Genomic DNA, 15,473 nt, shown 5'->3' on the forward strand with positions numbered 1-15,473 from the left:
TTTATCGATCAAGCTATCCAAATATTTGGTGATCTGTGGAACCTGTGCTTGTGAAAGCATGCTTGCCTAACGAATACAGCCAGGATATGGAAAAGCAGTGTCATTGGCAATTTTTAATAGAGAAAGGAAATGAGTACAGTAGAAAAAAGAAAAGTCAGGGTCAAAGAAAGGAGGAACTTCCATGGCAAAACAACTGCAGGAACTGGGGCGTCTGAAGGTGGAATTCGCCAAAAACTGCCTGCGAATTAAACATATCCATATCCTGGACGAAGCCAACGAACACGGTCAAATGAAGCTGGAGCTTATCTGCAAAACCATGCTGAGTGTCACCGAAGCGCTCGAACTTGAAGACGCGCCGGTAAAAGTGACCGACGCCGACGGAGCAATCGTCTTCGCCGGCATCTGCCAAACCGTGAGTCTCGTGAACCAAGCCGGCTACAGCGAACTCGTGCTAAACGCCAAATCCATCAGCATGCGCGCCGACCGCCAAAAAATCAGCCGCACCTTCCAAAGCACAGTCAAGACCCTGAGCGAAGTCGCCAACAGCGTCATGGCCGCCTATGGCATCCGGGTGGAAGTCGCCGCCGACATTACCATCAGGCAAATGCTCTACCAGAACGCCGAAACCGACTGGCAGTTCCTGCGGCGGATCGCCAATCAACACGGCGCATACCTTTTCACAGACAGTAAATCAGAACTGATGCGGCTGGCAATCGGCGTCTATCCCCTTGCCAGCAAGGCGCTGGGGGAGGAAACGCGCAAAAAACCGGCCGACAGCGGCAAAGACATCCTGAAATACATCAAAATCAAACAAAACTTCGATGAACAGGCTGAAGCCTGCGAATTTGAAACCGAAGAAAAAACCAGCTATGATCTGACCATCGGCGCAGGCTGCCGGATTGAAAGCGAGGGCGAACGCGTGCGCTGGAGCCAGCGCAGCGAAATCGTCACCGTTGGCGCAGCCGTGGAAAACCGCCTGACGCTCTCGCACCCCGAGGGCTGCCGGCCGGACAGCCGGACAAGCGCCGGCGCGCTCAACCAGCACGACGCCATCAAAGGCAAAATCATCCGGGTGCAGGGAACGCACATCAAAGTCCACTTCTACTGCGACCCCGAACAGGACGAAGCCAGCGCCATGTGGCTGCCATTTGAAAACACCATGAACAACTACTTTTACTCCATGCCTGACGAAGGCGATGAAGTCTTTGTTTACTACGAAAACAACGGCAAAGCGGTCGCACTGGGCAGCCGGCGTTCCAACAGCGCCAGCCATCAGGACTACGTTGACCCGGCCAGCAAAATGCTCAACTCGACCAACAAAATGCTCAAAATGACCCCGGAAAGCTGCGAACTGGTAGCGGCGCGGGGAGCGTACGACCAGGGGGGCGGCAACCAGGCCCTCATCCACATGACCGACGCGGCCGGCATTGTCATTAGAAGCAGCCAGGACATCCATATCCAGGCGAACAAACGGCTCAAGCTGGTGGCGGCAAACAGCGCGATTGCCGAAAATGAATTTGTCCAAACAAAAGAAAAATACGATACCCGGCACAACCAGGGAGCGGCCGGCTATATGGCCGGCGGCGGCAGCAAGCCGCCCAATGCCGGTCAGGAAATCCTTAAGCAAATGGGGGCTGACATCGCCGCAAGCTTTCGCGAAGGCGTCCAGTCTGTGGCGGCGGAAATCCCGGCCACCGTCCAAAACGTTCAAACCGTCTTCGGCGGCGGGAGCAGCGCCCCGGCCGTGCCGTCTCCGGCGGATGAAGCGGCGGAACCCCAAAGACCGCCGGCGCAATCCCTGCTGCTTTACGGGCTGGAAAACTGCAGCCTGGGAATCGGCGCCAGCGAGCTCCGGCTCAGCGGCGGCGCCATTGCCATCAGCACGCCGGCTTACCGCCAGCTGGGCTACACCAAAAACCAGCACGCTACCGCAAGCGAGCCGTCACTGTTTGACGCCCTGCTCGACGGGGCCCAGATTCTGCTTGACATAGCCGGCTGCATTCCGGTCTGCAACGTGCTTGCCAACGGTCTCAACGCCGCCATCTCCCTGGCGCGGGGCGACTATTTCGGCGCTACTTGCTCACTGGTCGGCTGCCTGGCCCCCGGCGCCAACGTAGCCGGCAAAGGCCTCAAACTGGCAGTAGCGGGCGCCCGGCTTGCCAACACAGCCGCCAAAACAGCCAAAGCCGCCAACACCATCCGGACCGTCGAGCGTCTGATCACCGGAGCACTGGCCTTTAACGCCCTAATGCGGAGCAAAGAGGGGATCGCCGCCCTGGGCCGAAAAATTGAAGACGGCAGCTTCAGCTTCGACGACCCCGAAACGCTCAATCTGGCATTCGGCGTACTGCAGGACGGAGCGATCGTCGGATCGGGAGCGAGGCGGCTCCAAAAAGGCAGCAACAGCAAGGCTGCCGGCCGGAGCAGCGCGGCGGACAACAATGGCGGCAAAAAACACGGCCTTGATAAAGATACCCCGGCGCAGGGCCTCAAAGAAACCACGACCACCTGCACCGGCGATCCGGTCAACGTAGTGAACGGCTCCTTCAGCCTGCAAATGACCGACCTTGTTGTAACCGACCTGGGCGAAGACTTTGTCCTCACCAGAAGCTACGAATCCATGTACGAAAACAAGCGCCAGCACCTGGGCAGCCGCTGGCTGCTCAACCTCGGCAGCCGGCTGGAGCGGCGGGAAAACCAGATCAGAATCCTGCTGGACGGCCTGCGCATCGAAACCTTCGAATACAAAAACGGCCGCTGCGAAAACCTGCGCGACGGCGACCGGTCGCTGGTCCTGACAGAAGAAAAACACGGCTACAGCCTTAAAGAGATTAACACCAACAAAACCCGGGAGTATAACGAATTCGGCCAGCTAACCGCGATCAGGGACGCCAACGCCAACCGGGTGAACATCCACTACACCGGCGCTGTCATCAGCCGCGTCACCCTGGCCAATGGGCAAACCCTCCGCTTCAGCTACGAGAACGACAAACTGGCGGCAATCAGCGACATGCTCGGCCGGCAGGTTTGCTACCGCTACCAGGGAGAACTGCTCACCGAGGTCGTCTACCCCAACGACGGCGTGATCAAATACGAATACACCGCTGAAGGCTGGATCACCGCCATTACCGACCAGAACGGACAACGCTACGTCGCTAACGAATACGACGGCTGGGGGCGCGTCATCCGGCAAACCCTGGCTAATGGCGGCGAAACCCTCTTCTTTTACCAGGAGCAGGACCGGACGACCACCGTCGCCCAGCCGCACAACGGCAAGCGGACCAGCTATCACTACAACCGGCGCAACCTCGTTGAAAAAATCGTCTATGCCGACAAAACCACAGAGGAAACCCAATACGACGATAAAGAAAATATCATCTGGCAAAAAGACCGCAGCGGCAATGAAACCCGCCGCACCTACAACCAGGCAAGCCAGCTGACAGCCGAATTTTATCCCAACGGACTGATGCACACCCTCGAATACGATGCGGCAGGCAGGAAAATAGGCGAGAGTGACAACAGCGGCGTCGACATCCGCTACCGCTACGACGAACGCGGCAACCTGGTAGAAATAAGCAGCCGGATTGAAGGAGAACGCTGGCAGAATATCAGCTACAGCTATGACGCCAGAGGCCGGATTGTCAGTTACACCGACGGAAGCGGCAACCGGACGGCCTACGACTACGCCGAGGGGCAAAGCCGCCCCAAGCGTGTAACCACCGCTGCCGGCGACGTGTTTCATTACGAATACGACGCGGCCGGCCGGCTGATGATAGTAGAAAGCCCGCTGGGCAGGAAAGAGTACGGCTACAACAACCTCAACTACCAAACAATTGAAATCGACGCCCTGGGCAACACCTGGAAATCCGATTACGATAAGCTCGGCAATTTAATCAAAGAAATCCGGCCCAACCAGTACGACAGCAACAGCCACACCGGCCCCGGCTGGCGCTATTGTCACGACGCCCTGGACAAGCTGGTAGCCAGCATCGACCCGCTGGGCAACACCCTGGCGGCCAACCGTGATGCCGAAGAAAATATCATCAAAGAAATCAACCCTAACGTCTATGATGAAATAAGCCGGGCCGGCGCCGGTATTGAAAATAGTTATGACACCGACAACAACAAAATCAAAATACTCTATCCTGACGGCGGCATAGAACGGATCAAATACGACGTAAGCGGCAACATCATTAAAAAAATTCAGCCGCAGGACTATGACCAAGCGGCTGACGACGGTCCCGGCTACAGCTATGCCTATGACGCAATGAACCGGCTGACCAAAATCACCAACCCGCAGGGAGTGGTGGAGAAGGCCTATGTTTACGACCTGTCCGGCAACATCATCAAGGAAATCGATGCGGCCGGCTGGCCGCGGGGCGACAGCATCGCCACCCGTCCCGGCAGCCATTATCGCTACAACTGCCTGGGCTGGCTGACGGAAAAACGCATTCCGGCCGGGCAAGCGGACGGGGAAATCCGCTACCAGGCGACCGAATATCACTACGATAACGCCGGTAACCTCATTGAAGAACGCCGCTATCTTGACGAACAGGACGAGACCAGCGCCAGCGGCAGAGTGCTGAGCCTCCGCTTGTCCTATGACCGGCAAAACCGGCTCAAAAAAGTAAGCGACAATACCGGCGCGGTGATCGAATACGGCTACAACTGCCTGAATCAGAGGACCTTTGAAAAACGCAAAATCAACGACAGCGCCTGCCAGAGCCTGCGCTACCGCTACGATGCGGCGGGCAGACTCACCGAAATCGAGCAGCGCGCCGACCGGGCAGGCAGCGGCGACTTCACGGCCCGGACCTGCTATGAGCTTGACAAAACCGGCAATGTCGTCAAAATCATCACCCCGGCCGGCTATAGCATTGAACGCCAATACGACGCCGCCGACCGCCTCATCGCCGAAACCCACAAAGACAACCAAAACGGCATCCAAAACAAAACCGAAATCACCTACGACAAAGCCGGCAACATCATCAAAATCAGAGACGTCAAGGGCGTAGAAGAACACTACGAATATGACCTCTTAAACAGGGAAATCAAACACCGCGGCAAAAACGGCGGCGTCACCCGGACAGTCTACGATAAAAACGGACGCGTCAGCAGACGGATACTGCCGAACGAATACCGGAACAAAGGCGACGACGGAACAGGCTATCGCTACACCTATGATCAGACAGGCCGGATTGTCAGCGTAATCGCACCGGACGGCAGCGTAACGGAGACCAATACCTACGATCAGGCGGGCCGGCTGATCAAACGGCGCGACGCAGCCCAAAGCGGCGTTGACTACAGCTATGACCTGGCGGGGCGTGTACAAAGTATTTACACGGCGGGAGGAACCAGCCAGGCCTATGAATACGACGCCCGGGGCAACATTACCGGCGTTATTGACGGCAACAACAACAAAACTCAATACCAGCTGGACAAATGGGGCAGAATCACCGGTATCATCAAAGCCGACGGGACCAAAGAATACTATGCCTACGACTATGCCGGCAATATCAGCGAAACCGTTGACGGCGAAGGCAATACCATCCGCTACGAATACAACCTCATCAACAAGCTCCAAACCGTCACCGATCAAACCGGAGAAACCGACACCTTCCTCTATGACGCCGAAGGCCGGCTGAAACGCCACACCGACCGCAACGGCAACCAGGTCGAGTACAGCTACAACATCTATGACGCCCTAACCGAAAAGCGAGAAATAAGCAGCGGTCTGCGGGAAACCTATGAATATTACCCGGACGGCAGCCTAAAAGCCGCCATAGCCCAGGGAATGCGCTACGGCTACCGCTACCACGCCGACGGCCGGCTAAAGGAAAAAACGGCCAGCGGCAGAAAACTGCTGGCATACGAGTACGACCTGAACGGCAACAAAATCAGGCAGACGGATGTGACGGGCAAGACGACGGAATATGGCTATACAGCGACAGACCTCTTGCGGGAAATCCGCGACGGAGGGCAAAGAATTGCCCAATTTACGCATAACCCCGATGGGACGCTCAAAGAAGCTATTCGCGTCAACGGCATGCGGACAAGCTACGGCTACGACGCGGACAAGAACATCAGCAGTCTGCAGATAGAGCTTAACGGGCAACTGCTTAAGCAAAACCGGTATACCTATGACGGCAACGGCAACCGCATGGTGAAAGAGCAGCTTCGGGGGATGACCCAATATACCTATGACAGTCAGAACCGTCTGGCACGTGTCCAGTACCCGGACTACGGCGAAGAACTGTTCTATGATAAAGCCGGTAACCGGACAAGACGCATAGCAAGAGGTATAGAAGAACAATATACTTATGACGCCCGAAACCGGCTGACCAGCCATGAAAAGCAGGGGCGGACGACACAGTACAGCTACGACAAGGCAGGAAATTTGCTTGATGACGGAGATAGGCAATACAGTTACGACGGTTTCAATCGGACGGTCAAGGTAGCGACCAAAGACGGAAGTATTCAAATCAACCGCTACGACGCTGAAGGCCTGCGCTGCGAGCTGGAGGAAAATGGCAAGCTTGTCCAGTTTATCTTTAATGAGAATAGGGAAGTTGTCGTAGAAGAGACGAATCAAGAGCAAAAGAGGCTTATCCGCAGCTTTGAACTGTGGGCTAGCGAGTGTATGCAGGAAAAAACGTGGTATCACTATGCTTCTGACGAACAGAGAAGTATACTATTTATAGCGGATGAAACAGAGGTAAAGAACCGGTATCAATACGATGCCTGGGGCAATACGGTAGTCTGCGAAGAAGAGGTAGAAAACCGCTACCGGTATACCGGCCAGCAGTATGACCCGGTAACCCAGCAGTATTATTTACGGGCAAGATTCTACAATCCTGTAATTGCACGATTTACGCAGGAGGACGAATACCGGGGCGACGGGCTGAACCTATATGCGTATTGTGCGAATAACCCGGTGGCGTATGCTGACCCGAGCGGGTATGCGTGCGAGAAGAAGTCTCAACCATATGAGGGGTCGAGTAATGCTGAAGTGGGAGAATATGGGGACGTCGGAGGACATCATGTTCATGCGAAGGCTGCGTTTAAAGGTGACGTTGCTTATGATCCCAATAAAGGATTTAGTATTAGTCAGAAGTTTATGGAAGAGAATGGTTTGAACCATGCTGATATGACTGCAAAGCAAAGACAGTTATTTAAAGAACTTAATGAGAGTGGGGGTCCAAATACACTTGAAGAACATACACGAATTGCAAATGAAGCATTAAAAGCTGGAGGTGCAACGGAGAAAGAAGCAAGTCGTTTGGTTCAACAGTCATTAGAAAACTTGGCAGAGCAAGGTGTGACGCAACCAACTAGAATTCCTTGGTATACAAAATAAAATGTGGAGGTATTAATAAAATGAGTAAAAGCGTTCTGGATAAGTTCGGAGAAGTCTTAGTGGAGAATGTTAGAGATAGAACGATATCAAATTGGGATAAGATATTAAGTGGAAAGATGAAAGGTCTTTCAGCTCAACAGGTACTAGAAAAAATAGGAGGATTTAATGAGGAGCAAAAAGAGGCATTAAGATGGCTAGTACCTAAAATAGTGGATGTAAGTTTACATAATTATCTTGCTATGATAGAGGAATATGAAGATATAAATGTCGAAGTTGTTAACAATGGACAAAGTGGTAATATTAGGGAATTGAGTGATGGTCTTGCGGGTGAGCTATATACAGAAGATGGTTGGATATCTAGATTTAGTAAAGAAAGGTATGAAGAAATATAAGAATGGTTTTGGACTAATTAGGAGGCAGTCTGATGTCATAGAGATAATTCTTACATAATTTTGAAAAAATATAGGTCAGTGGACGTAAAAATCCGCTGACCTATATTAATGATTATTACTGGTCAACGTCCACCTTATCCTTCGTGCAAAAGATATATGAATAGAGCAATGAAAGAAACGGGAGCAGACATTCGCGAAGCTGAGGGACGGTTCTGTTGCTCCTGATATTGTTTTATGCTAAAATTAGTATAAAACAGATAGTGGAGTGAAATGTGATGCCGAGAAGTGCGCGACAGAAAAGTGAAAGTGGTATCTATCATCTTATGGTTCGAGGAATAAATCGCCAGGATATATTTCATGATGAAGAAGACTATTCACAGTATTTAGAAGCAATAAATCGTGCTAAAAGTATAGGCAAATTTGAAATATACGGTTACTGTCTAATGAGTAACCATGTTCATTTGTTGCTGCACGAAAAAGAAGAAACGATGTCATCTGTTATGAAGCGAATAGGGGTAAGCTATGCGTGGTGGTATAACAAGAAATATGATCGAGCAGGGCACGTGTTCCAGGATCGGTATAAAAGCGAAACTGTAGAAACTGATGAATACTTGTTAAGTGTATTACGATATATACATAAGAATCCAGTAAAAGCAGAAATGGTATTAAAGCCAGAGGAATACAAATGGAGCAGTTGTGAGACCTATTATAATCAATCGGAATATCCAGGAGATTTGACTAATACTGCATTTATACTAGGAATATTCGCAGAGAATAAAGAGTCCGCGCGAGATAGATTTAAGGTGTACATGAAGCAAGAAAATAGTGATAATAAGTTTCTTGAAATAGAGATAAGATTGAAAAAGAAAAGCGATGAAAGTATATATAAAGAGATCCAAACTATACTTAAGGGACAATCTTTGGCAGAATTACAGGCTATGGAAAAACCTAGGAGAAATGATGTCTTAAGGCAAATGAAAAGTATAGAAGGGGCAACACAACGGCAAATAGCAAGAATTACTGGCATACATCAAAGTATTATTTTTAAGGCATAACATATCTTAGAAGCATGCGAACCGTCCCGTTGCTTCCCAATACCAGAAGACGTTAGCTGTTAAAGAAAAAGAGTTGGCAAAACATCAACATGCCATAGAACGGTTATATGAAATGCGGGAGGAGGACAGTATTGATAAAATTGCCTTTCTGGAACGAAAAAGTTCGCGTGAAGAGCAAATTCAAACGCTGAAGCACGAAATTGGCGGTTTAAAGCTGATTATTCGGGAACAAAGCAATATGCCTTCATTGGACAAGCTAAAGCAAAAAATTAAGGTATTTAAAGAAAAATGGCGGCATTTAGAGAGCGTACAGGAACGGAATAGGCTGTTAAAGCGGATTGTGGGGAAGATAACGTATAACCGGGAAGCAAATAATGTGTATTTGGGGATTCAGTATAACTGATAATTATTGCTAAAAGTAGTGATTGATAAAGCTCCTGTTAGAACTTGGACTATCTAGCAGGAGCTTTTTGGTTTGACAGGAATATTAATAATGTTACTCTAATCTATTATTGACGGAGGAATGTAAAATATGAACAATGATATAAATTTTGCATTGAATAAAATAAACAATTTAGTTCAAGATGTAGGAGCTTATTATCTTTCGGATATTCAAACTTGGATTGATTGTAATTTTATGGAGAAAGATTCAATTGATAAAACTTCGGAAATTTTAAAGAATTTGGCAAGAAAAAACGGGTTGAATAATAAAACGTTTACTACCGATATAAAAAATGTTTGTAATAAAATGGCAGAGGAGTTATTACAAGAACTAAAAAAATTAATTAGCCCAGATCCTTTTCTTTGCTTTATTACCGCATTAGCTTTCTTCAATCGTCATTTATCTTTAACGTATGAAATTTTTTTCTGGTATAAGACAAAGCATACTATAGACGCAGATAATTCAGAAGTTCAGAAACAATTAGATTTTTACTTCTCAACTATAGAAAATCATGAGAAATTTAACGAATTATTTTATAAGTTGCAATGCCATATTGCATCAGAAAAATTTTTATTAAGGTTATTATTGGAAATTTGTTATGATAATTTATTAGAAGTGAAAACCGATAACCAACCCCAATTATATATAGATAAAATACTTGATTACTCACGTGCATTAGGGAAAATTATAATAATTCGTGATCAAGTAAGCAAAGCAATAGGATGTGTAAAAGAATTAAATTTTGATATTGAGGGTCAAATTTATTTTAAGCAAGAAAAAAATTTGAGCTTTTATTCAGTTGGAAACAAATTTTTAAATTGGACAACAAGCAAAGAATATATTGATATTCCTGATGAGATAATCGAAAAATTAAATCCATTGTGCAATAAATTTATTGGATTTTCAATTAAAGAGTTATTTGATCTTATTGATTCACTATGTCATAAATATAGTTCTCAATCAGGAAGTATTATAATGTTTTTGCCAAGTGATTGGGAAAATGAATTAAAAACCTTAACAAATAAAAATGAGATAGAAATAAATAAATTATTACAGTTTATTAGTAGAGAGCCAAATAAAAATGCTGATTATCTTAGAAATAAGAAAAATAAGCTTTTGCAGAAAAGTGTATTTTTTTATAAGGGGACTGCAATAATTTCTATAAATCTATTAATATCTTCACTGATGTCTCTCATTAATGATGTGTTTTATAACAATATTGAGTTAAAAGAATTCAATATTGAACTTGAGAAAATTCACACAGAAATAAATGAAGAATTTGAGGTCGAAATCTATGAATTGTTAAAGAATAGTCTTTCAAAAAAAATCCTTTATAATTTTACAAAAATCGGTAGCAAGCCACCTTTTATTGAACCACCTGGACAAATAGATATATTATTATATTATCAATATAATTTATATGTCATTGAGTGTAAAAACTATGATTTAAAAACAAATATTTCATCTGTTGCCAATGAAGTTAAAAGAATTCAAAATGATGAAATAGGTAAATTAGAAAAGAAAGTTAGGTTTGTAAAAGAAAATTTAAGGAGTATTTTACCTTTAATTGGGGTAGATATTTTAGAAGCAGACAGTATAGAAAACGTAACAGGATTGTTTGTAACTAAAAACTTTTCCGTGGGAGAATTACTCACTAATCAACTCCCAATAATTAATTATTCTTCACTTATTGATTGGATAAAGTCGAAAAATGAATTTTAAATCCTTATCTTAGATAATATTTTATTATCTAAGATAAGGATACAAATGAATTTAAAAGTAAGGCTTAGATTGCGAGGCTGTAATCCTATGACAAAGGTAGCAGTAGTAAAAGCCGATTCCTACGATACGCAAGTCGTAGAGCAGGCGATGGCAGAGATATTGGCTGAATTTGGTGGCATGGCACAGTTTATTCAGCCTGGAGATAGAGTATTAGTGAAGCCGAACATGTTGGAAGGGGTGGACAAAGGTAAACATGTAACTACCCATCCGTGGGTAGTTACTGAATTACCATTAATAAGAAACCTGCAGTAAGCCTTGCTTTAGTACAATATGCTTATAATTGAAAGCGTGATTTAGCACTATAAAGAGAAGCTACTGCGGCGTCCCCCCGTTCAATAGACAGGAAAAACACAAGGATAACATAGTTTATCACAGGTTATCTTACTATTTCGCGATTAAGCAGCCGTAGCCAACAAATAGTACTCTTCGGGATTTTTGTATCCATTGGTGGCATGAATCCGTTGGCGGTTATAAAAGGTGTCGATCCAAAGTTCATATTACCTATTGTAATTAGCTACACTCCACATATGGGGACATTTTAAAATTTGTATTGAAAATGGTCTTTTTAGTTACTTTCGAGTCACCTTTGCGTCCTTCGAGTACTTTGCGGCTCATCCATTCTTCGTACTTCCTGAAAATTTCATACCCCTTAGCAACTGACTTTTCTTCCTGTCGCGGCAGTGTAAAAAGAGCCGGAGTTTTTATGAAATGAGCAGGATTTATTATGATGAAAATAGAATTAACGCAAAATATAATTGTTTAGGAAGTAAAACGAATAGGTGAATTTATGGAAAGTAAAAATAAAGTAACAGTTGAGATATATGGTGAGCTGTATGCCTTAAAGGGAGATATTAAACCGGAAAAAGTGATGCATTTAGCCGATCTGGTGGATAAGCGAATGAAACTGATTGCCAAAACCAATTCACAATTGTCGTCGTTGAAAATAGCCGTACTGGCTGCGCTTCATATTGCCGACGAATATGTAAAATTAGAGCAGGATTATGACCAGCTGATTGAAATGCTAAAGGAAAAATAGGCGCGGCGCCTCAGAGTCTCGCAGGCAAAAAGTCCTGGCAAACCTGTCCGCTGTATTAAATGAAGCAAGGTTCTGGTATAAACTCCTTTTGTTTGTTCATAATAACAAACAAAAGGAGTGATAATGTGTTCGAGGCAGCGGAATTTGGCCGGGTATTTCTCCATATCATTGTCCTGTGTGCGATCGCACTGATTACGGTGCGTTTAATGGGAAATCGTACCGTAGGGCAATTATCACCCTTTGATTTTATCATCATGGTAGGTATAGGGGATATCATTGTTTCAGCTTCAATGGATAAAGCGCAAAATATCTGGTTTGGAATCGAAGGGTTGGTTGCACTGCTGGTTTTGCAGCAAGTCTTATCCTATTTGGCTTTGAAAAACAATACGATGCGCAAATGGGTCGAAGGTACGCCGGTAACGCTAATTAAAGACGGCAAACTATTGAAGGATAATTTTGCTAAAACCTACTTTAATTTTGACGATTTTCGTCAGGAACTACACCGGCAGGGAATGGATATGACTGATATAAAAGATATAAAAATGGCCAGGCTGGAAAGCTGCGGCGTTTTTTCGGTAATTAAAATTGAAGATAAAGAGCCGCTTACCAGGCGGGATTTTGAAGAATTTCTTAATAGTATTCAGGATAATCCACTCAGTCCCTGGGGCCGGCAATGGTCGAAAATAGAGCAACTCAGCCAGGATGTACAGGCGCTGACTGCACTGCTGAAAGAGCAGCAGCTAAAGGAGCAGCAGGCTGATTCGGCGATAACCAAAGAGTTACCTTAGCAAAGGAAGGGGTGCGCCCTTTCTTTTTAATGTATGGGATGGACAAAGAGCGACATCCTGGTACAGCACCAGGAGTGAAGGGATTGAAACAGTTGGTTGAATTGTTGGCTCCTGTCGGGAGTAAAGAAGCATTATGCGCGGCTGTCGAAAGCGGCGCGGATGCGGTATATTTGGCCGGGAAGTTATTCGGAGCCAGGGCCTATGCACCTAATTTTGATCATGAGCAGTTAGCTGAAGCGATAAGGTTTGCGCATTTGCGCGGTGTGGCCGTATATGTGGCTGTCAACACCATTGTTGATAATAATGAAATGGCGGAGCTTGCCGCTTATTTGCAGTTTCTGTATCAGGCCGGAGCTGATGCCATTATTGTCCAGGACCTGGGGGTGGCTTATATTGCCCGGCAAGTAACGCCGGGCCTGCCGCTGCATGCCAGTACCCAAATGACTGTACATAATCTGGCAGGGGTTACGTTTCTGAGTGAGACCGGTTTTCGCAGGGTTGTTCTGGCGCGCGAGCTGGCTTTGGCCGATATCAAGTATATTTGTCAGCACAGCAAAGCGGAAATTGAGACCTTCATCCACGGCGCTCTGTGTATCTGTTATTCAGGACAATGCTTAATGAGCGGGATGATCGGCGGACGCAGCGGCAACCGCGGTCGCTGCGCCCAGCCATGCCGCCTGCCGTATACTTTGGTGGACGAACAAGGCCAGGACGTATTGCAGCAAGCCGATACCGGTGAATATTTGCTAAGCCCCAAGGATTTAAATACGCTTGAGCTAATCCCGGACTTCATTACAGCAGGGGTAAAGTCCTTTAAGATCGAAGGAAGAATGAAGCGGCCGGAATATGTTGCTATTGTTGTTGATACCTACCGGCGGGCGATCGATGCGGCTTTAAATGATAAAGCGGCGGCGATTGGTGAGCAGGAGCAAAAGGATCTGGCGCAAATTTTTAACCGGGATTTTACGACAGCCTACCTCAGCGGCAGACCGGGCCGGAACATGATGAGCGACCGCCGGCCCAACAATCGCGGTGTCCGCATTGGGCGGGTAACAAATTATCAGGCCGCCGGAAAACTTGTCACAATAAAATTGGATGAACCGTTGAATGTAAGTGATATTGTGGAATTCTGGGTTAAAGTCGGGGGGCGGGTCAGCGCTAATGTGACAGCAATGACGGTGAATGGTCAGTCAGTCATGACAGCTCCGGCCGGAGCTGCGGTGACCATAACAGTTCAGTCGCCGGTCCGCATCAATGACCGGGTGTTCAAGGTTTATGACGCCCGGCTGATGGAGAGGGCCCAAAGCTTTTTTGCCGGCCCGTCTGCAGTACGCCGTATCGGGATTGCCGTCAAAGTAAGCGTAGCGGAAGGCCGGCCGTTAACGGTTGAAATATTGGATAGTGAAGGGTTTACCGGTACTGCCCAGACTAACTTTATTGCTGAACGGGCCTTAAAACGGCCCTTGAATCGTGAAACCATCGCCAAACAAATTGAACGGCTTGGCACAACTGTTTTTGAACTGCGCGAACTGGAGTGTTCAGTAGACGGTGAGGTAATGGTGCCAATCAGCGAAATAAACGATGCGCGTCGCAGAGCGGTTGCGGAATTGGAAAAGGCCAGACTGGAACGGTTTAAGCGGCCGGCGCTGGAAAAAATACAGTCTGTACAGCAGGCTGAGCTTTCAGTCCATGACCCCGTCAGGCGGAGAAAGGCGTTAACCAATGCCCGCAAGCCGGAGCTGTCCGTTCATGTTGATCAGCTGGACAAAGTCGAAGCTGCTTTGGCCGGTGGCGCTGATGTTATCGTTTTTGGCGGTGAGAATTTTAGTCATCAGCCAATTGGACTGACAGAGTATCGCGAGGCTGTAAAGCTGGTGCGACGGTATGGACGGAAAATCACGCTGAGTACGCCCCGTCTGGTCAAGGAATGGCAGAGGAAGGTTTTGGCAGAGGAGTTCAGACTGTTTGGGGAGCTTAAGCCGGATGCTGTCAGTGTAGGCAATGTTGGAACTTTGCAGTTGGCCCGTACTTTGCTGGAGCTGCCTTTACATGGCGACTATCCGCTGAATATCTATAATAATGCGGCAATTGCATTTCTCGCCGGACAAGGCTTAAGCAGTGTAACCCTATCGCCGGAACTTAATTTTAGCCAGGTGGAAGATATCGCCGGTAAAAGCCCGATACCAGTTGAATGCATCGTGCAGGGCCATTTAACCTTAATGGTATCCGAGCATTGCTCAATGGGCAGCTATCTGGGCGGATTGCATGCAGGAAGCTGCAGTAAGGTTTGTCGGCAAGGATACTTCTGGCTTAAAGACAGAAAAAATGAGCGTTTTCCGGTAATTACCGACCAGTTTTGCCGGATGCATGTGCTGAATGCCAAAGAATTAAATATGTTGCCCCATGTGCTCAAATTCGGTAATATTGGCGTTGACCGGATCAGAATTGAGGGCAAGTACAGCCAGGCCGGGGCGTTAGGCAAAATAACCAGGCTGTATCGCGAAATTCTGGATCAGGGTGAAAAGCATCCCCGTCTGGCTGAGCCGTCTATTCCGGCGAATGAAAACCAGGCGCTTACCAGAGGGCATTATTTCAGGGGTGTATTGTAAGGGAGAGCAGCG

Annotated in this window: 10 protein-coding genes; all 10 read left to right on the forward strand. The window is 47.2% G+C overall.

What is annotated here, in order from left to right; genetic code table 11:
* Positions 1-181: 181 nt before the first annotated feature.
* The 10 genes from BLR06_RS00295 to BLR06_RS00335 all read left to right on the forward strand — a co-directional run bounded on the left by BLR06_RS00295 (position 182) and on the right by BLR06_RS00335 (position 15,461).
* Entirely contained in the window at positions 182-7,357 is a 7,176-nt protein-coding gene (locus BLR06_RS00295; protein WP_092067145.1) for an RHS repeat-associated core domain-containing protein, read from the forward strand.
* A 20-nt stretch (positions 7,358-7,377) separates the two neighbouring features.
* Positions 7,378-7,749 (forward strand): hypothetical protein, encoded by a 372-nt coding sequence (locus BLR06_RS00300; RefSeq protein WP_092067147.1) that lies wholly within the window; start codon positions 7,378-7,380, stop codon positions 7,747-7,749.
* A 108-nt stretch (positions 7,750-7,857) separates the two neighbouring features.
* The gene (locus tag BLR06_RS20310; protein WP_422699895.1) at positions 7,858-7,974 is read left to right on the forward strand and encodes a hypothetical protein; all 117 of its coding nucleotides are present in this window, start codon (positions 7,858-7,860) and stop codon (positions 7,972-7,974) included.
* Positions 7,975-8,024: 50 nt separating this feature from the next.
* Positions 8,025-8,804: an REP-associated tyrosine transposase gene (locus BLR06_RS00305; RefSeq protein ID WP_092067149.1), complete on the forward strand. Its 780-nt coding sequence runs from the start codon at positions 8,025-8,027 to the stop codon at positions 8,802-8,804.
* Between the two features lie 73 nt (positions 8,805-8,877).
* Entirely contained in the window at positions 8,878-9,207 is a 330-nt protein-coding gene (locus tag BLR06_RS00310) for a hypothetical protein (RefSeq protein WP_092067151.1), read from the forward strand.
* A gap of 129 nt (positions 9,208-9,336) precedes the next feature.
* Positions 9,337-10,968 carry a nuclease-related domain-containing protein gene (locus BLR06_RS00315; protein WP_092067153.1) on the forward strand — a complete coding sequence of 544 codons (1,632 nt, stop codon included), beginning with the start codon at positions 9,337-9,339 and terminating at the stop codon, positions 10,966-10,968.
* Between the two features lie 87 nt (positions 10,969-11,055).
* Positions 11,056-11,280 (forward strand): hypothetical protein, encoded by a 225-nt coding sequence (locus tag BLR06_RS00320; RefSeq protein ID WP_092067155.1) that lies wholly within the window; start codon positions 11,056-11,058, stop codon positions 11,278-11,280.
* Positions 11,281-11,815: 535 nt separating this feature from the next.
* Positions 11,816-12,064, forward strand: a complete 249-nt coding sequence (locus BLR06_RS00325) for a cell division protein ZapA (protein WP_092067157.1) — start codon at positions 11,816-11,818, stop codon at positions 12,062-12,064.
* A gap of 125 nt (positions 12,065-12,189) precedes the next feature.
* The gene (locus BLR06_RS00330) at positions 12,190-12,852 is read left to right on the forward strand and encodes a DUF421 domain-containing protein (RefSeq protein WP_092067159.1); all 663 of its coding nucleotides are present in this window, start codon (positions 12,190-12,192) and stop codon (positions 12,850-12,852) included.
* Positions 12,853-12,944: 92 nt separating this feature from the next.
* The gene (locus tag BLR06_RS00335) at positions 12,945-15,461 is read left to right on the forward strand and encodes a U32 family peptidase (protein ID WP_092069698.1); all 2,517 of its coding nucleotides are present in this window, start codon (positions 12,945-12,947) and stop codon (positions 15,459-15,461) included.
* The last annotated feature ends 12 nt before the right edge of the window (positions 15,462-15,473 follow it).

The sequence above is a fragment of the Dendrosporobacter quercicolus genome, assembly GCF_900104455.1.
Classification (GTDB): Bacteria; Bacillota; Negativicutes; order DSM-1736; family Dendrosporobacteraceae; genus Dendrosporobacter; species Dendrosporobacter quercicolus.

Excerpts from the sequence above, each read along its gene's own strand:
- BLR06_RS00295 (WP_092067145.1), top strand. The coding sequence starts at position 182 with ATGGCAAAACAACTGCAGGAACTGGGGCGTCTGAAGGTGGAATTCGCC.
- BLR06_RS00300 (WP_092067147.1), top strand. The coding sequence starts at position 7,378 with ATGAGTAAAAGCGTTCTGGATAAGTTCGGAGAAGTCTTAGTGGAGAAT.
- BLR06_RS20310 (WP_422699895.1), top strand. The coding sequence starts at position 7,858 with ATGATTATTACTGGTCAACGTCCACCTTATCCTTCGTGCAAAAGATAT.
- BLR06_RS00305 (WP_092067149.1), top strand. The coding sequence starts at position 8,025 with ATGCCGAGAAGTGCGCGACAGAAAAGTGAAAGTGGTATCTATCATCTT.
- BLR06_RS00315 (WP_092067153.1), top strand. The coding sequence starts at position 9,337 with ATGAACAATGATATAAATTTTGCATTGAATAAAATAAACAATTTAGTT.
- BLR06_RS00320 (WP_092067155.1), top strand. The coding sequence starts at position 11,056 with ATGACAAAGGTAGCAGTAGTAAAAGCCGATTCCTACGATACGCAAGTC.
- BLR06_RS00325 (WP_092067157.1), top strand. The coding sequence starts at position 11,816 with ATGGAAAGTAAAAATAAAGTAACAGTTGAGATATATGGTGAGCTGTAT.